Source organism: Paenisporosarcina sp. (assembly GCF_057785155.1).
Window position 1 is genome coordinate 29,877 of record NZ_JBYNRN010000021.1, and the last position, 17,908, is coordinate 47,784.

General features: G+C 36.8%; 21 protein-coding genes and 1 riboswitch. Of the genes, 4 read left to right on the forward strand and 17 right to left on the reverse strand.

Translation table 11 applies throughout. The features are described 5' to 3' along the window. Positions 1-22: 22 nt before the first annotated feature. Positions 23-1,534 carry a leucyl aminopeptidase gene (locus tag AC3EA5_RS07815; protein ID WP_488607816.1) on the reverse strand — a complete coding sequence of 504 codons (1,512 nt, stop codon included), beginning with the start codon at positions 1,532-1,534 and terminating at the stop codon, positions 23-25. Between the two features lie 155 nt (positions 1,535-1,689). Here AC3EA5_RS07815 and AC3EA5_RS07820 point away from each other — a divergent pair, with 155 nt between their 5' ends. Beyond that, positions 1,690-2,166: a divergent PAP2 family protein gene (locus AC3EA5_RS07820; RefSeq protein WP_394190507.1), complete on the forward strand. Its 477-nt coding sequence runs from the start codon at positions 1,690-1,692 to the stop codon at positions 2,164-2,166. A 674-nt stretch (positions 2,167-2,840) separates the two neighbouring features. Here AC3EA5_RS07820 and AC3EA5_RS07825 read toward each other — a convergent pair. The 4 genes from AC3EA5_RS07825 to AC3EA5_RS07840 form a co-directional block, all read right to left on the reverse strand. Then, positions 2,841-3,170 (reverse strand): YuiB family protein, encoded by a 330-nt coding sequence (locus tag AC3EA5_RS07825; protein WP_394190506.1) that lies wholly within the window; start codon positions 3,168-3,170, stop codon positions 2,841-2,843. Positions 3,171-3,352: 182 nt separating this feature from the next. After that, positions 3,353-3,478, reverse strand: a complete 126-nt coding sequence (locus tag AC3EA5_RS07830; protein ID WP_394190504.1) for a YuiA family protein — start codon at positions 3,476-3,478, stop codon at positions 3,353-3,355. Between the two features lie 263 nt (positions 3,479-3,741). Further along, the gene (locus AC3EA5_RS07835; protein ID WP_394190502.1) at positions 3,742-4,956 is read right to left on the reverse strand and encodes an NAD(P)/FAD-dependent oxidoreductase; all 1,215 of its coding nucleotides are present in this window, start codon (positions 4,954-4,956) and stop codon (positions 3,742-3,744) included. Between the two features lie 215 nt (positions 4,957-5,171). Beyond that, on the reverse strand, positions 5,172-5,534 hold the full coding sequence (locus AC3EA5_RS07840) for a HesB/IscA family protein (protein WP_488607817.1): 363 nt from the start codon (positions 5,532-5,534) through the stop codon (positions 5,172-5,174). 138 nt (positions 5,535-5,672) lie between these two features. Here AC3EA5_RS07840 and AC3EA5_RS07845 point away from each other — a divergent pair, with 138 nt between their 5' ends. Continuing rightward, entirely contained in the window at positions 5,673-6,365 is a 693-nt protein-coding gene (locus tag AC3EA5_RS07845) for a DUF2225 domain-containing protein (protein ID WP_488607818.1), read from the forward strand. Between the two features lie 36 nt (positions 6,366-6,401). Here AC3EA5_RS07845 and AC3EA5_RS07850 read toward each other — a convergent pair whose 3' ends face one another. Beyond that, positions 6,402-6,638 carry a NifU family protein gene (locus AC3EA5_RS07850; protein ID WP_394190496.1) on the reverse strand — a complete coding sequence of 79 codons (237 nt, stop codon included), beginning with the start codon at positions 6,636-6,638 and terminating at the stop codon, positions 6,402-6,404. 83 nt (positions 6,639-6,721) lie between these two features. Here AC3EA5_RS07850 and AC3EA5_RS07855 point away from each other — a divergent pair, with 83 nt between their 5' ends. After that, positions 6,722-7,048, forward strand: coding sequence for a YuzD family protein (locus AC3EA5_RS07855; protein ID WP_488607819.1), 327 nt, complete (start codon positions 6,722-6,724; stop codon positions 7,046-7,048). A 207-nt stretch (positions 7,049-7,255) separates the two neighbouring features. On the opposite strand, the gene AC3EA5_RS07860 is transcribed toward AC3EA5_RS07855, so the two are convergent. Together AC3EA5_RS07860 and AC3EA5_RS07865 are read right to left on the reverse strand one after the other, a co-directional pair. Continuing rightward, positions 7,256-7,393 (reverse strand): hypothetical protein, encoded by a 138-nt coding sequence (locus AC3EA5_RS07860; protein ID WP_488607820.1) that lies wholly within the window; start codon positions 7,391-7,393, stop codon positions 7,256-7,258. A 309-nt stretch (positions 7,394-7,702) separates the two neighbouring features. Next, the gene (locus AC3EA5_RS07865; protein ID WP_488607821.1) at positions 7,703-8,770 is read right to left on the reverse strand and encodes an NAD(P)/FAD-dependent oxidoreductase; all 1,068 of its coding nucleotides are present in this window, start codon (positions 8,768-8,770) and stop codon (positions 7,703-7,705) included. A 132-nt stretch (positions 8,771-8,902) separates the two neighbouring features. On the opposite strand from AC3EA5_RS07865, the gene AC3EA5_RS07870 reads away from it, so the two are divergent. Further along, positions 8,903-9,139 (forward strand): YuzB family protein, encoded by a 237-nt coding sequence (locus AC3EA5_RS07870; RefSeq protein WP_394190488.1) that lies wholly within the window; start codon positions 8,903-8,905, stop codon positions 9,137-9,139. 103 nt (positions 9,140-9,242) lie between these two features. Here the strand turns inward: AC3EA5_RS07870 and AC3EA5_RS07875 are convergent, their stop codons facing one another. The 9 genes from AC3EA5_RS07875 to AC3EA5_RS07915 all read right to left on the reverse strand — a co-directional run bounded on the left by AC3EA5_RS07875 (position 9,243) and on the right by AC3EA5_RS07915 (position 17,880). Next, a complete protein-coding gene (locus AC3EA5_RS07875) occupies positions 9,243-10,004 on the reverse strand; it encodes a TIGR01457 family HAD-type hydrolase (protein WP_488607822.1) in 762 nt (253 codons plus the stop codon). Next, positions 10,004-10,453: a DUF86 domain-containing protein gene (locus AC3EA5_RS07880; RefSeq protein ID WP_488607823.1), complete on the reverse strand. Its 450-nt coding sequence runs from the start codon at positions 10,451-10,453 to the stop codon at positions 10,004-10,006. Before AC3EA5_RS07880 ends, AC3EA5_RS07875 begins: the two co-directional genes overlap by 1 nt. Before the next feature lie 276 nt (positions 10,454-10,729). After that, the gene (locus tag AC3EA5_RS07885; protein ID WP_488607824.1) at positions 10,730-11,083 is read right to left on the reverse strand and encodes a YutD family protein; all 354 of its coding nucleotides are present in this window, start codon (positions 11,081-11,083) and stop codon (positions 10,730-10,732) included. Between the two features lie 14 nt (positions 11,084-11,097). Then, positions 11,098-12,021: a lipoyl synthase gene (gene lipA / locus AC3EA5_RS07890; RefSeq protein ID WP_488607825.1), complete on the reverse strand. Its 924-nt coding sequence runs from the start codon at positions 12,019-12,021 to the stop codon at positions 11,098-11,100. Between the two features lie 140 nt (positions 12,022-12,161). Next, positions 12,162-12,272, reverse strand: a complete 111-nt coding sequence (locus AC3EA5_RS07895; protein WP_394190476.1) for a methionine/alanine import family NSS transporter small subunit — start codon at positions 12,270-12,272, stop codon at positions 12,162-12,164. 12 nt (positions 12,273-12,284) lie between these two features. Then, a complete protein-coding gene (locus AC3EA5_RS07900; protein ID WP_488607826.1) occupies positions 12,285-13,829 on the reverse strand; it encodes a sodium-dependent transporter in 1,545 nt (514 codons plus the stop codon). A 191-nt stretch (positions 13,830-14,020) separates the two neighbouring features. Further along, positions 14,021-15,592 (reverse strand): Na+/H+ antiporter NhaC family protein, encoded by a 1,572-nt coding sequence (locus tag AC3EA5_RS07905; protein ID WP_488607827.1) that lies wholly within the window; start codon positions 15,590-15,592, stop codon positions 14,021-14,023. 141 nt (positions 15,593-15,733) lie between these two features. Then, a riboswitch (Lysine riboswitch) is annotated at positions 15,734-15,918 on the reverse strand. Positions 15,919-15,968: 50 nt separating this feature from the next. Beyond that, entirely contained in the window at positions 15,969-16,733 is a 765-nt protein-coding gene (gene yunB, locus AC3EA5_RS07910) for a sporulation protein YunB (RefSeq protein WP_394190470.1), read from the reverse strand. Positions 16,734-16,788: 55 nt separating this feature from the next. Then, on the reverse strand, positions 16,789-17,880 hold the full coding sequence (locus AC3EA5_RS07915) for an HD-GYP domain-containing protein (protein WP_488607828.1): 1,092 nt from the start codon (positions 17,878-17,880) through the stop codon (positions 16,789-16,791). Positions 17,881-17,908 lie beyond the last annotated feature (28 nt).

A 17,908-nucleotide genomic window follows, 5' to 3' on the forward strand; every position in this document is an offset into this window, starting at 1 on the left:
GTTAGAGACACAGGGTTAATGCCTATTCGGCTGCTTCTTCACTCATTCGTTCAATTAATGTAGCTAAGGTACGCACCATCGCACCAGTACCACCTTTAGGACCTAAATCATGAGCAGAGGATGCATCAGATGTTCCAGCGATGTCTAAATGAATCCATGGTGTATTTTCAACGAATTCTCCAACAAAACCACCGCCAAATATCATATGCCCATCACGACCTGGAGAATTATTTAAGTCAGCAACATCACTTTTACGAATTCTCTTTTTGTCATTCTCCGTTAAAGGAAGGCGCCATACAAATTCGCCTGTCTCAACAGAAGCTTCCATAAACGTTTCGAAGAAGGCTTCATCATTTGTTAAGGCACCAGTTTTATCTTTTCCAAGAGCCACGATTACCCCACCAGTTAGCGTTGCAACATCAACAATGTAATTAGCTCCCTGTTGTTTTGCATACGTTACGGAGTCAGCTAAAACAAGTCTGCCCTCAGCATCTGTGTTTAAAATTTCAATAGTTTTCCCACTCAAAGAAGTGATTACATCATCAGGTTTAAATGCATTGCCAGAAATCATATTATCCGTAGAAGCAATTACAGCTATAACATTTTTATTAGGTTGCGTTTCTCCGATAATACGCATCGCGCCTAGAACAGCTGCTGCTCCACCCATATCACCTTTCATACCTACCAAGCCATCTTTTGGCTTAATTGAGTAACCTCCAGTGTCATACGTGATTCCTTTACCGACTAAACCGACAACATCTGTCCATTCATCATTCCCTTGATATTTTAATACCATTAGGCGCGGTTCTTCCATAGAGCCTTGATTTACTGCTAAAATAGCACCCATTCCTAACTCTTCCATTTCAGCTTTTCCTAATTCTTCATATTCAAAGTCATACTTTTCGGCAAGTTCTTTCGCATATTCTGCCATTTTTGTAGCAGTTAATAGATTTGAAGGCATATTTACTAAAGTTCGTGCTTCATTTACTGCCTCTGCGTAAATCATTCCTACTTCAAAATATGCGACAATTTCTTGTGAATCTGCATTTGTCATAATTTCAACATGATCTAAATAATGGTCTACTTCGTTAGATGATGTTTTATATCCCGGCACTTTATAAATCCCCATACCAATACCTTCAGACGCTAAGTAGGCTGCATCTTCAATAAGGATTTCGTCTTCAGCTGTAAATGAATCTAACCAAATCGTTACATTTGAAGTTTTTGTTGATACTAGTTCTTTTCCTACTAAACCAAAGATGTCTCTTAATTCATCTTGTTTCAATGTTTTTCGGTCACCTAAACCTACAAAGAAAATACGTTGAGGTTTTCCATCATTCAGTGCAGGTAATTTCGTTATCTTTTTACGATCACTTGATATATCCCCAGATTTCAACCATTTTTCTAATGAAGAGCCATAAAACGAATTAAAATCTGACCATCCTTGCGTATTTTCTGGATGCTTAAATGTTCCTACAATTAAAACGTCACTTTGAATTTCATTGAAGTTAACTTCTGCTACTTGAACTTTCATTCTGAACCCCTCCATTTATATACTCTCGACTTCTATTATATATGAATATGTTCCGAATTTCGAATTATCTGAAGTCCCTTCCAATGAAAGGTTTCACCTATTAATCTATGTTATAATTAAAGAACAAAACCTCAACTAGAAAGGGTGGAATTTAAATGGATATTCTTACAAATACTCCACTCCTAGCTGCATTATTCGGTATTATTTTTGCTCAATTTGTTAAAATACCTATCGGCTATTTAATTACTGGAAAAGTGGACTGGAAACTATTCACTTCTACCGGCGGTATGCCTAGTTCACATTCTGCGGCTGTTACTGCATTAACAACAGCGATAGCCTTTGAAACAGGTCTTGGCTCTCCTCTTTTCGCTGTGTCTGCTATTTTTGCGATTATCGTGATGTTTGATGCAACGGGTGTCCGTTTTCAGGCGGGGCAACAAGCCATCATTATTAATCAAATGCGTACCGACTTTCAAACTTTTGTTAGCCAATCAAAAGGATGGACGCAAAAGAAAGATATTGAGAAAATTGAAGAACTTAAAACTTTATTGGGACATAAACCAAGTGAAGTATTTATGGGAGCGTTAACAGGCATTGTAATCTCCATTTTAATTTATGCCTTCATCTTATAATTCCAGTTAAAAAAGCCATGTAAACTCATTTGAGATTACATGGCTTTTGACTTTAAACAAATAGCACCATAACATCTGACTTCCTGATAAATAATAAAGGTGGTTGGTTATTACTTTCGCTTTCCGCGGACGAAACGCAAGCCTCCTCGGCTAAGCTGTCAAAGCCAGCTTAGCCTGTGGGGTCTAGCGTATTTCGTTTTTCCGCAGGAGTCTACAGAAATAACCAACCACTTTTCTACTAAAATAGCTTCCAAATGTATGTCAACCGCACTGTACAAAGATTGTTTAAGTAACTATATATTTGATATTTCACCTATCTCATTTTCTTTTAAAGAGCTAGACATGATAGCTTCTACACTTGAAGGAATTATTGATACAGTTGTTTTCAGGTATGATATTGTCTTGCTTGGAAGTTATATTCTCAGTAGTTAGTAATATAATCAATGTATATCCTTATACGAATAAAAATCTATTTTCTTCATATTATCAGTCTGATTGGAATGGAGACGGCGACTCCAGCGGAATCAGCAAGAACTGAAGACCCTGGACTGAGCATCGCGAGGGAAGCGGCTGAAGTCTTGCCCGCGGAAAGCGTCCGTCGCAATGGAAATCAACTTTCTGTTTTTATGCAGTCAAAAGCCATGTAAACTCAATCGAGTTACATGGCTTTTCATTTAAAACATTTGATATCCATTTTTACGTAGAAGTTTAATAACGATACCCGCAATGATTGCGCCAATTAAACCACTTGTTAAGATCGTTATATCTGCAAAGTGTAAAGATAACAGCTTATCTCCAAGAGCTTGGAAAGCCATTACTGGTTGAGTGAAGTATTCAAAGAAGTCAACCTCATCTATTATCAAGATTACAACAATCGGATAAACAATCGCCATTAACCAGGTCATGCGTAAAAGCATGTTTAATAAGAAACCAATCCCAAAGAACATAACTAAAAATATTAATACGGATAACATCATTGTGACAAGTGTAAAATTACCATCCATTCTATTTTTCCCTCCATGCTTCCTTTTTTCAGTTTACATGATTGGGAATTGCCTTTCAATCTCCTAGCTCTATGTTCAATGCTCTGTAACAATTGGCGACCCGAATACTTCTATTTTTCTTTATTTCTACACATAAAGGCCCTTTTCGACAAATTCACGAAAAGGGTCTTTATGGTATTATTTTATTTTCTTCCTGATCCCGAACAACACGTACATGTTTCTGATCCACCAAGACGCAATTGGAAATATCCTTCACCTTTACAATATGGGCATTGATTGGGTTGACCACTTTTTTTATTTGATTTCATACTTACATCTCCCTTTATTTCTTAATATTCTGATAATATAGCATGGGTCTTAATTGTTGTAAACAAATAAAAAAGAAATGTAAACGAATACATTTACCTTATTCTTATTTTATCTCCATTTTACTCGTTTATTCTCACTTTCTTAAATATATTTTTCACGCATTTTGATTTTCTGTGTTGCGTCTTGGTACCATTCATGTAAAAAGTTGCAGAAAACAAAAAAAGCTCCCATCAGAAATTCTGATGGAAGCTTTTCAATCATTTTATAGTACATTAAATTTACCTTTTTTCACAACTAATGAAGGGCCACCTAACATATAAAGAGCACGGTTATCGACCATTTTCTTCATAAATGAAGCCTTAGCACCTGTCACTTTTTTACCGAAAACAACACCAATTGCATCGTCTTCTCCAAGTGAACATACGCTACCTTTTAAGTCAGGAACAAATGTCTCTGTTTCTTCTCCATTAATTAGAGCAATAAGGTTTTTTGCAACTGTAACACCTTGTTGCATTGCAATTTGTGCTGTTGGAGGATATGGACGATTCACTTCTTCGTTAATTAATAACGCACAGTCACCAACGATAAATACATCATTGTGACCTGGAGCTCTCATATCTTTTTCAACTTTAACGCGTGCACGCATATTTTCAATACCAGTTTGCTCGATTAAACGGTTTCCGCGTACTCCGGCTGCCCAAACGACAGTTCCAGCTTTAACGAAATCAAATTCTTCTTCACCTTTTTTAATCTTAACGCCTTCAGGAGTTGCTTCTACAACTGGTGTACCAATTGAGAATTCGATTCCTTTAGCTTGAAGATGACCAACTGCATATTCAACCAATTCAGGATCAAATCCTGGTAATACCATTGGTGCTGCTTCTACGCATAGTACGCGTACTTTTTCTTGTGGCACATCAAATTCTTTGCAAAGTTCAGGGACACGGTTACCTAATTCACCTAAGAATTCAATACCTGTGAAACCTGCTCCACCAACAACAATCGTTAAACGACTATCGTCTTTAACTTCTTCCATTGACCATGTAGCAAATTGATATTCAATATGCTCGCGAATTTGACGAGCAGCTTTAACATTTGCAATTGATAATGCATATTTATCCAAACCAGGAATTCCGAAAGTTTCGCCTTCGAATCCAAGACCGATGACTAAATAGTCATACGTAAATACACCGTTATTCGTTGTCACTTGCTTACCAGCGATATCAATGCCTTCAACAGAAGCTTTAATAAACTTCACTTTGTCTGCTTTAATAACATCAGCAATATCATAACGAACTTGATCCGGACGTAATGTTCCAGCAGAAGCTTCATGTAACCATGTTGACTCATAATGATAATCATTTTGGTTAATCAAAGTAATATCTGCAACATCGACACCAATCATTTTTTGTAGATTGACTACAGTTGATAATCCGCCGTATCCGGCGCCTAATACTAAAATTGTCGGTCTTTTCACGAAGATCGAAACCACCTTTGAATAGTTTTATATACACAACTTAAGTCAAACAAAAAAGAAGTATTTACATACTTCATTGTTGACTAGAGTCGATTTGTCCATTTTTCGACAAACGTACTATCTCTATGATAGTCCTTTTGAGTATGGTTTTCAATAGAATGTTGTCAAGTGTAAAAGGTTTGAATTTTTCAGAAAAAGACAAAGATTTTATAGTCCTAGCAATTTTCAGGTGTTCCCTCTTTAGTAGCGGTTTTAAATGAAGATCCACATCCACACGAAGCAATGGCATTTGGGTTCTCAATGGTAAAACCACCGCCCATTAATGATTGTTTATAATCAATAACCGTTCCATTTAATATTGGAGCATCTTCTTGTGAGACAAGAATTTCTAAGCCGTGTTGTTCTAAAATTGTATCGTCATCTTGCTTCATTTTGTCAAAAGCCATTCCATATGACAAACCGCTGCATCCGCCACCATTTACTGAAACACGTAAAAAAGCGCCTTCTTCTTGGTTATGTTTCATCATTTCTTTCACTTGGTAAGCAGCTGACTCTGATAATTCTACTAATTGTGTCATACGTACCACCTTCCTTCTTATTCTTATCATATCAAGTATGGGGCACTTCATTCAAGAACAACAACTTCTTCATTTCAAACAATTCTAACCTTTTTTCGGTATAATAAAGATATTAGGTTTTAGAAATGAGGAATATGCATGGAACTCACTCCACACTACCAAAAAGAAATAGAGTGTTTGCATTGTAAAAAGAAATTTAAAACAACTAAATTACGTTCTAAATTTGTGAAAGTTGAAAAACAGGAAAGTGATTTTCAACCTGTTTATTTAAATAATGAAGCGAATCCGTTGTTTTATAATGTGTTTGTTTGTGAACATTGTGGATTTTCATTTACTGAGGATTTCACAAAATATTTCGCACCTGGTGTCAAAGAAGAAATTCAAGAAAAAATTTCTGCAAATTGGACACCACATTCTTTTGGCGACGAAAGAACCATTGATCAAGCGATTTCAGCTTATAAATTAGCTTATTTAAGTGGTACTGTAAAAAAAGAAAAGGCAGTAGCAATTGCTGGACTAGCTTTAAGAACGGCTTGGCTTTACAGAATCAATAAAAACCAAGAACAAGAATTACGTTTCATATCAATTGCACGGAATCTATATAGTGATTCCTATTCCAGCGAAGATTATGCAGGAACTCAAATGTCTGAACTACGAATTATTTATATGATTGCTGAATTATCACGTCGTTTGGGCGATCGAGAACAAGCGACTCGCTTTTTCTCAAAAGCGATTGAAAAGCAAAGTTCTACTGTAGAGCCAAAATTAATCGAAATGGCCAAAGAACAATGGCAAATGATGCGTGAAGAAAAAGAAAAAGGAGCCAAGTAGGCTCCTTTCTTTAAATAGTCTAGTGACACTTTTGTTTTAAAATACTTGTTCTACTTCAACGACACCTGGAACTTCTTCCAATAATGCACGTTCAATACCTGCTTTTAATGTAATTGTAGAACTTGGGCAGCTTCCGCATGCACCTAGAAGACGAAGTTTCACAATGCCTTCCTCAATATCAACAAGCTCACAATCTCCTCCATCTCGGAGTAAGAATGGGCGTAATTTATCTAGTACTTCTTGAACTTGTTCTGTCATCATTGTATCAGTCATATCTTTCGACTCCTTTCCTTATAATCATTATAATGTGAAGAGAAGAAAAAATCCATTAGTTAATCCAAAGGAGCTTAAACAGAATGGACAAAAAATCTGTTTCAATCGATATTTACGGTGCTGATATCATTTGTGCGAGCTGTGTGAATGCACCGACAGCCAAAGATACTCATGAATGGCTACAAGCTGCTATAAGCCGAAAATACCCTAATCATTCTGTTTCATTCACGTATATCGATATTGAGAAACCAATTGAAGACGAACGTCACCAAGCAATAGCGAATCGCATATTAGAAGACGAGTTTTTCTATCCACTTGTTATGATCGAGGGTGAAGTTGTTGGAGAAGGATATATTCAGTTGCAGCCGGTATTTCTGGAATTAGAAAAACACGGATTTACAAACGAATAAAAATGAAAAATCCGAGAAGTATATGATTAGCTTCTCGGTTTATTTTATCCATTATACCAATTGTAAATGCATATGAATTCATTATTTCCCCTAAAATTAATTTACTGAAACGAATGATTCATATTTCATAAAAATAAGGAGACGTGGTGTACAATTCACCTCACCTCCTTATTAACACAATTACTATTGTTTAATGCAACTACTGCATCAGCTACCTATATCGTTCGACCCACTGTCTTCCAACAAAGAGTCCTCAGTTTCCAATTCATTCGCTTCATTATCTTCTGCACAGGCACTTAAAAGTAACACTGCCGCCAATGGCAGGGCTATATATTTTCCCTTCATTATTGTACCTCCCTCCGTTTGTAATAGTTATTACCCACAATTTCTAATCTAAACCTGTATGGCAACGATTTAGTACGTACATAATTGTCCCAAGAAATTTCATATGCTTTTTGAAGCTGATCACATCCAACATTTATATAAATATTTATTAAAGAATAAAAAAAGACGCTACCGAGCAGATAAATATCTACTTCGGCAACCTCTTTTAAGACAAATATAGGACATTGTGTGCGAGTTTTGAGGGACTTCAACCAATACTCGCATTCATAACTTCAATACAAGTTGCTATATCAATGTTTAAAATATACATTAACCATTATGCCACTTGTACATCCATAACACACCTGATTTTAGTAAACGAGCGATTCGCCCTGTCACTGTTCGGTCTGCTAGGTATGCAAAGCCTTGTTTCTTTCCTAATGAGCCTAGGAAACCTTTAAGTTTAATTTCAGGCATTGTTTCAGGCAATTCTTTGCCCTTCCAACGAGCTTGCAAAACTTGAACAATTTGTTCAGCCTGCTCTTCAGCAACTTGAGCGCTTGGTGCGTATGGCAAAGCAGCACAATCTCCAACTACATAAACACTTTCATCATTGGGAAGGTTGTGATACTGAGTGATCACGACACGACCAATTGAGTCTGTTTCAGTTTCTAAATCACGTACTGGCGCTACAGGTTGAATACCAGCAGTCCATACAACTGCGTCAACTTCGATTGTTTCTTCATGATTATATAAAATCTTAGGTTCTACTTTAGTAATATTTGAGTTACTAACAACATCTACATTATGAGTGTCAAACCACTTCTTAACAAAATTACTTAATCGTTCAGGGAAATCACGTAAAATACGTGGACTTCTATCAAATAATTTTATCGCAAGATCTGGTCGAGATTCTCGCAATTCGCTGGCAAGTTCAATACCACTCAGACCTGCTCCAACGATACCGACAACGGATCCAGAAGGTAAACCACAAAGTTCGTTATACGTTTCTCGTGATTTACGAATGGTTTGAATACTATACGTAAATTCATCTGCGCCAGGAACGCCATGATATTTATCTTCGCAACCCAGTCCAATAACTAGATCATCATAAGGTACTTGAGTATCGTCAGCCAAGACGATTATTTTTTCTTCTCGATTAATATCTACGATTTCACCGAATACTGTTTTCAATCGCTCGTGTTCTGGATAAGCAACTCTAACCTCTTGATCAGAAACTGTTCCTGCAGCTAACGCATAAAATTCAGTTTTTAAACTGTGAAATGGTGTGCGATCGATTAATGTAATTTGAATGTCATCTGGTAAATTGTTAGGTAGCAAACGGAGTAACACACGCATGTTACCGTAGCCGCCTCCTAATAAGACTAAATTTTTCATTTAAAAAACTCCCTTTACTCACTGCTTTCAATACAGTTAGTATAAATGATTGTGATAAGTTTCACAATAACGCACAGTGTTTGACGGATGAAAAAAAAAAGAGTAGCATGTCCATGTAGCGAGGTGACAATGATGAATCCAATGGTTGAATTTTGTGTAAGTAATTTAGCTAATGGTTCTCAAAAAACATTTGAAGAGCTTGAACGTGATCCAAACCTAGACGTGTTGGAATATGGATGTTTAAGTTATTGTACGAAATGTGCAGAATCTTTTTTTGCAGTGGTTAACGGCGATTTAGTGGAAGCTGAATCTCCAGACGAACTAACAAAAAAGATTTATGAATATATAGATGAGAACCCATTATTTTAATTACCCAACGAGAAGACTTTTTAAAAGGTCTTCTCGTTTTTTATTTACACGTCAAAACGAATATGTGAATTCAGCTACTACTTGTTTAAAAACCTAGAAACACTTATTTGAAGCAAATTAAATTCTCAATACAATAGGTTGGCTGATGAATCTTATCTAATGCTTGTGCCGTCGTCGTTACACCAGTATTTACATGAATGGTATCAATTCCAAATTGTATTCCCGCTAAAATATCAGTGTCGTAATTGTCACCAATCATCACCATTTCTTCTTTCGTAAATCCGTGCTCCATTTGAATTAAATTCAGCATATGTCCCTCGGGTTTCCCGATATATATCGGGTTTATTCCTGTCGATGTTTGTACAACTGCAGTCCACGCACCATTCCCTGGCATAAGCCCGCGTTCATTTGGAAAAGCACGATCACTATTCGTGGAAATAAAAACTGCACCTCTACGTACGTCTAAGCATGCTTGAGCCATTTTTTCATACGATATTCCTCGGTCGATTCCCATTACAAAAACATCTGATGCTTCTTCAACTATTTCCATCTCGTTTTCAAGAAGGGCTTCTCTTAATCCTCTCTCTCCAATCATCGAAACGGTTTTTCCTGGATAGTGCATTCGTATATATTTCGCGGCAGCTAAAGCAGATGTCATGATATGAGACCGTTTAGCTTGTACACCAAATCCACTCAATTTACTCAACACTTGATCAGGTGTTTGGGATGCATTATTCGTCACATAAAAGGGTTCTATTCCTTGATCTTGTAGCTGATGGACGAACTGCACAGTTTCATGTATAGGCTCGTTCCCTCGATACAGCGTTCCATCCAGGTCAATACAATATGCCTTATATGTCTTCATTAAGAATTCTCCGGGATGAATGCTGAAACTGGTCCAAGTTCATTTGTTAAATATAGATCAATTTTTTTGGGGAATTCATTTAATGTATTTATATTTTTTATTAAGATTTGAGCTACTAGTTGATGATCCACATTCATAAACTCACGGACAAGCATTTTCCGAAGGCTTAAAACTTCTTTTAATGATGATTCCATGTCTGCAGTAATTACCTTTTCATCCAATAAAATATCAATAATATCGTCGTAACTACCAGGATCTCTCATGATAAAACCATCAATCATTGAATTTCCAACATCAATTATCGACTCAATTATGTTTTGGGCGATTCGTGCTAATGCTAATTCCTCAACTTCACCGAGTGGGAATTTAGATGTTTTATCAATTACATTTACAATTGAATTCATATAAGTCAAAGTTGCGGTTATATTATTTCGGTCAATAAAATACATGAAGATCCCTCACTTTATGTTGTTTCCAAATATATTGTCTTTTCCATCCTATAGTAACATAATTCTTTGAAACAGACGGAAATCTAATCAATGAATTAGTTCAATATTTTGTTCAATTGTTAGCGTTACGGATTTTATCGGCTAACACCCAATGATTCATGGCTTGCGTTCAATTAATTCCAGATTACACTGCTTCTATGCGCCATAATATCATGAACGAACGTCAGATTTCCCACTTTTCTCACCACAAACGAAATCCCAAAAGAAAAACCACGATTAGGATGTTTGAGCATCCAAATCGTGGTTATCTTCAACGATGACTTCTTCAATTTTTGGAACAACTTCACTTGGTTTTGCAGGTCCTACTTTTTTGATAATAAAATAGGCGCATCCAAAGTTGCAGTATTCATATAAATAATCTTGAACCGTACTAAATTTTGTATCATATGTAGCCTTCTGATTTTTATCATCAAAAAAGCCTTTTAAGCGAAGTTGACCATATCCCCAATCGCCTAAAATATAATCATATTTATCCAAAATTTCACTATAGCGATCTTGAATAGCTTCTTCTTGAAGCGCTTCTCGATAGTCATGTAGTACTTCGTATTCCCATCGGTCGATTGTGATCATTATACTCAACTCCATCAGTTTGTTGAAAGAGCGATTAGCTCGTCACCAATACGTTGTTTTTCTTTCGCTGCTGCATTTACTTGCTCATCTGCATGATAACTGCTTCGAACGAGTGGTCCTGCTTCACAGTGTGAGAAACCTTTAGACATGGCAATCTTGCGTAGTTCACCGAATTCCATTGGCGAGTAATATTTTTGAACAGCGAGATGTTTTTTTGAAGGCTGTAAATATTGACCGATTGTCATGATATCTACATTATTGGCACGTAAATCATCCATTACTTCAATAATTTCTTCGCGTGTTTCACCTAGTCCCACCATTAAAGATGACTTTGTAGGAATCTCAGGTTGCATTTCTTTTGCACGACGTAAAAACTCTAAAGAACGATCATACTTTGCACGTGCACGAACTCTTGGCGTTAAACGACGTACTGTTTCGATATTGTGATTTAAAATATCCGGTTTTGCATCCATAAGGGCTTGTAAATTCTCTTCAATGCCCCCCATGTCTGATGGTAATACTTCAATCGTTGTAAATGGGTTTTTACGACGAATAGCACGGACCGTTTCAGCAAAAACTGCTGATCCCCCATCTTTTAAGTCATCACGTGCAACTGCCGTCACCACGACATGCTTCAAATTCATAATAACGACTGAATCTGCTACACGTTCTGGTTCTGCAAGATCTAATTCGTTTGGTAGACCCGTTTTAACAGCACAAAAGCGGCAAGCTCGCGTACAAATGGCTCCTAAAATCATGAAAGTAGCAGTACGTCTTGTACCCCAACATTCATGAATATTTGGACAGCGTGCCTCTTCACACACTGTATTTAAATTATTTTCTCTCATTAGCTTTTTCAAGCTACGATAATTGTCATTAGTATTTAATTTAATTTTCAACCACGCAGGTTTTCGTAAATGTGTTTCTTTTGTTGTCAAGCTCATCGACCCCATTCTTTATCGACTTTTACGATACAGTTACTGTTGACAATGTACCATATAACATCCTTTCTCACAACCACCTCAGTAGTTGAAAGCAAAAGAAAAAGCGCCTCTAATTTTAGAGACGCTTTACTTATTTAAACTCGATTTGCTTTTGACTTTCCTACTGCATAGACAATGCTAGCTGCAAGTCCGCCCCAAATGATGACGACGCCGACAATCATCATAACGATTGCACTTAATGACATTTGAAGTCCCCCTTATTCGCCATCTGCATGTTGATATGCATCAACATCCGTATTTTTGTTCCATTTCATAGCTGTGAAGATAAATCCTAAAATAATGACGCCAGCAGCAACCAACCAACCGAAGTTTAGAATGAAGATATCTGAATATCCTTCATAGTTGCCGATAACCTCGCCATTTTTAGTATGTTGTTTTAATAAGTTTAGTTTTAGTAATCCAAACATCATATAACCTAAAACTAAAGGTGTAATGAATTTCAAGCAGATCTGCCACCAAGCACCTAAACGAATATCAGAAACAGCATTTGCATGATCTTGGAGTTCTGGAAGCTTTTTAAAGAACCAAGCAATTGCAACTACTTCGATTAAACCGATTGCAGCAATACCGAATTGGTTGATGAAGTAATCCGCTACATCTAGGAAGTAAAGACCGCCATTTGTTGCAAATAAGAATGAAATTACAGCAGCTAAACCTACACCAAATGCTACTGCTTTGTTACGCGTAATTCCAAATTTCTCAGAGAAACCAGCTACATAAGTCTCACAAATAGAAATTAGAGAAGTCAAACCAGCTAATGTAAGTGAAAGGAAGAATAATACGCCAAACAAGCCGTTCATTCCAGGGAATTCACTTATGATTTGTGGGAATACTACAAATGCGAGACCCACTCCAGCTGAAGCTACATCGCTTACTGCTACTCCTTGTGATGCTGCCATAAAGCCTAAAGCCGAGAACACCCCAATACCTGCAAGCAATTCAAATGCAGAGTTTGCAAAACCGGTAATAAACGCGTTATTCGTAATATCTGATTTTTTTGGAAGATAACTAGCATACGTAATCATAATAGCAAACGCAATCGATAAGCTGAAGAAAATATGTCCATAAGCAGCAACCCAAACTTTTGGATTACTTAACTGCTCAAAGTTCGGTTTAAAGAATGCATCTAAACCAAGTAATGCTCCATCTAATGTTACCGCGCGGATAACAACGATTAAGAAGATAACAACTAAAGTTGGGATGAAAATTTTATTTGCAAGCTCGATCCCTTTTTTAACACCTGCGAATAAGATCCCTAATGTGATTACCCAAACTAATAATAATGGAATCGCTACACCTGCAACTAATCCGCCAGCTTGACCAGGTACATCACCTAATTCTAGTACTGTACCGAATAAGAATCCTGCCGTGTCATCGCCCCAAGCTTGGTCGAATGAGTAGATTGTATATTTCATAGCCCATGCGATAATGACCGCATAATAGGTTGATATAACGAAGGAAACGAAAATTGCCCACCAGCCTAGCCATTCTGCTTTTTTACCGCCTAAACGGAAAAATGATAATGGAGCTGAACCACGATACTTATGACCCATGGTGAATTCTAGGATAAGAATTGGAATACCTGCAGTTAAAAGAGCGAATAAGTACGGGATAAAGAAAGCTCCTCCACCATTTTCATAAGCAACATACGGAAAGCGCCAAATGTTTCCTAGCCCTACCGCGGAACCGACTGCGGCTAATATAAACCCAGCTCTAGTTCCCCATTGAGAACGTTGTTCCATGTTTTTTCCCCCTTTTATTTCGCGCCCTAAATTACTATTGCAATATTAGGAAGCTTGTTTATTTTCAGATTATTTACTAATCTAAAAACAGTATACTATAGGGAATCAACTTGTCAAAGTGAATTTTCAAAAAAATGTACACATATAAAAAGTAAAAGCAAGGGTAAGCACCCTTGCTTTTCGAGAAATTTCTATTCAATTATTTTTGTTTCTTCTTTATTCATCGTCATATTAAAACCAATAAATAGTATTGCTAGAATAGCAATAACAACCCCTAATGATAACCATAAAGATTCAGTTAACCCTAATACCAGATAACCAACTGCCGCTACACCAGCTGATATAAGTGCATAAGGTAATTGAGTTGTTACGTGATCAATATGATTACTTCCCGCTCCAGTTGATGACAAAATCGTCGTATCAGAGATCGGTGAACAATGATCTCCAAAAACAGATCCTGCTAAAACTGCAGCTAGTGCTGGTAGTAACATTGTTGGCTCTGCATTAATCATAATGGTTCCAGCAATCGGTAGGAGTATACCAAAAGACCCCCATGAAGTTCCTGTGGCAAAGGCCATACCACCAGCTAATACAAATAGTAATACTGGAAGTAAACTAATAGGCAACTGTGAATCTGTAACGATTTTAGCCAAGTACTCACCAGTTGCTAATTCACCAATGATGAAAGTTAAAGCCCAAGCAAAAATTAGGATTAGAACTGCCGGTAACATCGACTGAAGACCACTTATGATCCCTTTTCCAATTAAACCGCTATTCGCTTTTTCATTTCGATTCATTTGCATAACGTATAAAAGAATTGAAACAATCGCTCCAGCGGTTCCGCCAATTAGAAGGGATTTTGGTACATCGGTATTCTCAAAAATTGCCCAAATATTAGCTTCACCTGCATTTACATAACCTGTCCAGACCATCGCAGAAATAGTAGCGATCACTAATGTAACGATAGGCAAAACTAAATCTCTAACCTTTCCATAATGGTGCACAGGAAATTCTTCTTTTAATTGACCAGGGATATCTTTTAATGGATCAAATAATTCCCCTGTTTCTCTTGCACGTTTTTCATGCTTTTTCATCTCAAGTAAATCAAAATCTGTTATAGCAACGAAAAACACCATCGCAAGAGCAGCAATGACATAAAAATTCATTGGAGCCATTAGTACGAATGCCGATAAAGGTGAATACGTAATGACAGATTGTGTTGCTAAAATTGTTCCAATTAAGCCAATTAAATAGGCTCCCCAACTTGAAACCGGTGAAACGACACAAACAGGTGCAGAAGTTGAGTCAATGAAGTACGCTAACTTCGCGCGAGAAACTCGGTGATGATCAGTTATAGGACGTGCAATTTGTCCAACAGCCAACGCATTAAAATAGTCGTCGATGAAAATAATAATACCTAAAAACGCAGTTAATAATTTGGCTCCACGACGCGTTTTAATATGTTTGACTGCCCATTCTGCAAATGCTCGGCTTCCTCCAGAAAGACTAACAAATGCAGTGATGATTCCTAATAAAAATAAGAAAAGAAGTATAAATACATTATACGTATTTAAGCCGCCATCCCAAAAAGTAATCTGGAATGATTTCCACAAAGTTGCAAGTGAATCTACAGGAGCAAATGAATGAATTAATAAAGCTCCTAACACGACACCCGCTCCAAGTGAAAGTAATACTCTTCTAGTAATGAGAACCATTACAATTGCAAGTATTGGGGGTAAAATAGAAAAAATTGTGCCTGACATAATGTTGCTTCCTCCTCCTTATGGGGGTGGACACAGAGAACGAGTAACCATACAAAAAAAGCTGACTCCATATACATTCATAAGAATGTCAGGAAGTCAGCCTCTACAAGTTGCGAATAGATTAATTAATGTACACTACCCACGATCTGTAGCTCACCATTTAAAGCAATATGCTTATAAATGACAGTGTTATTCTTGTTCAGAATAACCCCAGCATATGATAATGGACATTATCATAATACTTCGGCATAACTTCCTTTTGCATACGGTCTACGTTGTCATCCTCGCGTATGTTACTCATAAGCCATGCGGCCTCTACCCATCGATATAATTTTCATTTATTATCCTATCAATATATTCGTTTTTTTGCAAGAGATTACTCATCGGGAAGTTTTACTGGAACTTCGATGGAAGGTTGAACACCATCCCCTCGATTGAAAATTTGTGGTACTTGACCTTGAATTAACCCCATAGCGACGGGAATACGCTGTTCCACTACAGTTGTCTTGGTTGCTAAAGGAACGATCACTTGAACATTAACTTTAATTAAAATACTAACTTCTACATACGCATTATTAATACCAAATTCTCTAATGATTGGATCCACGTTCGACTTTACATTTCCAATCACATGAAATCTAATCGGTATTTTGGGTCCTAAATTACCGAGTAAAGGAATATTTGTCGCTTGCCCAATAGGAACAAAAAAGACGATTCCGCCTTGATCTTCCATAGCCTCAGTATCATATTCAATATCATCTAGGTATGGAAGATGGTCTAAATTCCCTTCCTCAGCCTGTTCTAAATGCGTTTGTACTAAATTGGTCGTATCCGCTAACACACGATTAATAATTTCAGTATTAAATTTAGTGGTCACCATATTAGATTGATCAGATGGTACATGTTCAATAATATCGTTTACGTCTAAAACATTTGAGATACGCGTGTTAATTGCTTTACTAATTACTAATGAGGCTATTTTCGTTGATTGCACTTCTGCATACTGTAGGTAGGTTGGGGTTAAACGTACGTTCACGACATAAAACAATGCAGCCACGGACAAAATAATACACAACAGAATGATTGGTAACAGATTTTGTCTTTTCTTGCTTGATTTATTCGTTACTTTTGGTAGTTTCAAACAAAAATCCTCCTTCTCTATGGTACGAGGAATAGGAGGATTTTATGTCTTCATTTTAATTAAAATCGAGTTCCACTTTGTCGATAACTAGCTCATTATTATGTAATAAGTCAAGTTCATAGGTCGCATTTAACAACTCACCATCTTCTTCAAAAATTCTAACCCATGGACGTGTAGGCATATGCTTGTTTTGTTTAGAAATAATGCCACGACTATCATTTGACAGAACAACAGTTGTCCCATTCGGGTAATGCGCAATAATTTGACTAAAGGCTTGAACTACTTTTGCATCGTACAATGTGCCCTTCCCAGCTTCTAAAATAGCAATTGCTTGTGACGGGATCATTTTCATTTTATAGACACGGTTCGAGGTAACCGCATCAAATACATCTGCAACAGCAATAATTTTGGCATATGGATGAATTTCAAAATCGATCAACCCTCTAGGATAACCACTTCCATCCAATCTCTCATGATGTTGAAAAGCACAATGCGCTATCAATAATGAGATGGAGTGAACATTCCTTAACACATCAAAACCTGCTGTTGTGTGCTTTCGAATTTCACTGAACTCTTCTTCTGAAAGTCGTCCTGGCTTTAATAGAATGTCTTGCGGAACCAACATTTTTCCAACGTCATGCAATAGTGCTCCTAAAGCGATTTGTCGAATTTCTTCAACTGAATAGTTCATTTCTTTCGCAATAGCTATAGCATAAGTGCTGACTTGAAATGAATGTTGATAAATATAGTTATCATACATGAAAACATCGCCGATGATAGTTAAAACATCTTCATTCGATAAAATGTTATTTAATAGATCATCGATAATCGAGTAAAGAGCTTTTGATTGTTGATCGATAAAAAAGGAAGCTTGTCCTTTTTTTGCGCCTTGAATAGCTTTGAACGTTTGGGTTATTTCTGTAACTGCTCGTTTCCTTACTTCAATCGGTACAGTATCAAGAGATTCTATGTCTCTTGATATTTCATCTTGAATATATACATATTGAACATTTAAATCAATTAACCGTTCGATGATTCGACCGGTAACCTCCACATTTTCTTGCAATAAAGGATGCCCAGCTTCATTCCAAATCGTCCGCCCTATAATCATTCCTTCTTTTAATGTCTTGATTGATATTAATCTCATGGTTCTCTCCACTTCGTGTAAATCCCAG

Bases quoted from the DNA above. Each gene is read 5' to 3' on its own strand.
- AC3EA5_RS07900 (WP_488607826.1), bottom strand. From the start codon at position 13,829: ATGGAACAACGTTCTCAATGGGGAACTAGAGCTGGGTTTATATTAGCC.
- AC3EA5_RS07845 (WP_488607818.1), top strand. From the start codon at position 5,673: ATGGAACTCACTCCACACTACCAAAAAGAAATAGAGTGTTTGCATTGT.
- AC3EA5_RS07850 (WP_394190496.1), bottom strand. From the start codon at position 6,638: ATGACTGATACAATGATGACAGAACAAGTTCAAGAAGTACTAGATAAA.
- AC3EA5_RS07840 (WP_488607817.1), bottom strand. From the start codon at position 5,534: ATGACACAATTAGTAGAATTATCAGAGTCAGCTGCTTACCAAGTGAAA.
- AC3EA5_RS07815 (WP_488607816.1), bottom strand. From the start codon at position 1,534: ATGAAAGTTCAAGTAGCAGAAGTTAACTTCAATGAAATTCAAAGTGAC.
- AC3EA5_RS07885 (WP_488607824.1), bottom strand. From the start codon at position 11,083: ATGATCACAATCGACCGATGGGAATACGAAGTACTACATGACTATCGA.
- AC3EA5_RS07905 (WP_488607827.1), bottom strand. From the start codon at position 15,592: ATGTCAGGCACAATTTTTTCTATTTTACCCCCAATACTTGCAATTGTA.
- AC3EA5_RS07825 (WP_394190506.1), bottom strand. From the start codon at position 3,170: ATGGATGGTAATTTTACACTTGTCACAATGATGTTATCCGTATTAATA.
- AC3EA5_RS07870 (WP_394190488.1), top strand. From the start codon at position 8,903: ATGAATCCAATGGTTGAATTTTGTGTAAGTAATTTAGCTAATGGTTCT.
- AC3EA5_RS07915 (WP_488607828.1), bottom strand. From the start codon at position 17,880: ATGAGATTAATATCAATCAAGACATTAAAAGAAGGAATGATTATAGGG.
- AC3EA5_RS07855 (WP_488607819.1), top strand. From the start codon at position 6,722: ATGGACAAAAAATCTGTTTCAATCGATATTTACGGTGCTGATATCATT.
- AC3EA5_RS07895 (WP_394190476.1), bottom strand. From the start codon at position 12,272: ATGTCATTAAGTGCAATCGTTATGATGATTGTCGGCGTCGTCATCATT.
- AC3EA5_RS07875 (WP_488607822.1), bottom strand. From the start codon at position 10,004: ATGAAGACATATAAGGCATATTGTATTGACCTGGATGGAACGCTGTAT.
- AC3EA5_RS07830 (WP_394190504.1), bottom strand. From the start codon at position 3,478: ATGAAATCAAATAAAAAAAGTGGTCAACCCAATCAATGCCCATATTGT.
- AC3EA5_RS07880 (WP_488607823.1), bottom strand. From the start codon at position 10,453: ATGTATTTTATTGACCGAAATAATATAACCGCAACTTTGACTTATATG.
- AC3EA5_RS07820 (WP_394190507.1), top strand. From the start codon at position 1,690: ATGGATATTCTTACAAATACTCCACTCCTAGCTGCATTATTCGGTATT.
- AC3EA5_RS07860 (WP_488607820.1), bottom strand. From the start codon at position 7,393: ATGAAGGGAAAATATATAGCCCTGCCATTGGCGGCAGTGTTACTTTTA.
- AC3EA5_RS07865 (WP_488607821.1), bottom strand. From the start codon at position 8,770: ATGAAAAATTTAGTCTTATTAGGAGGCGGCTACGGTAACATGCGTGTG.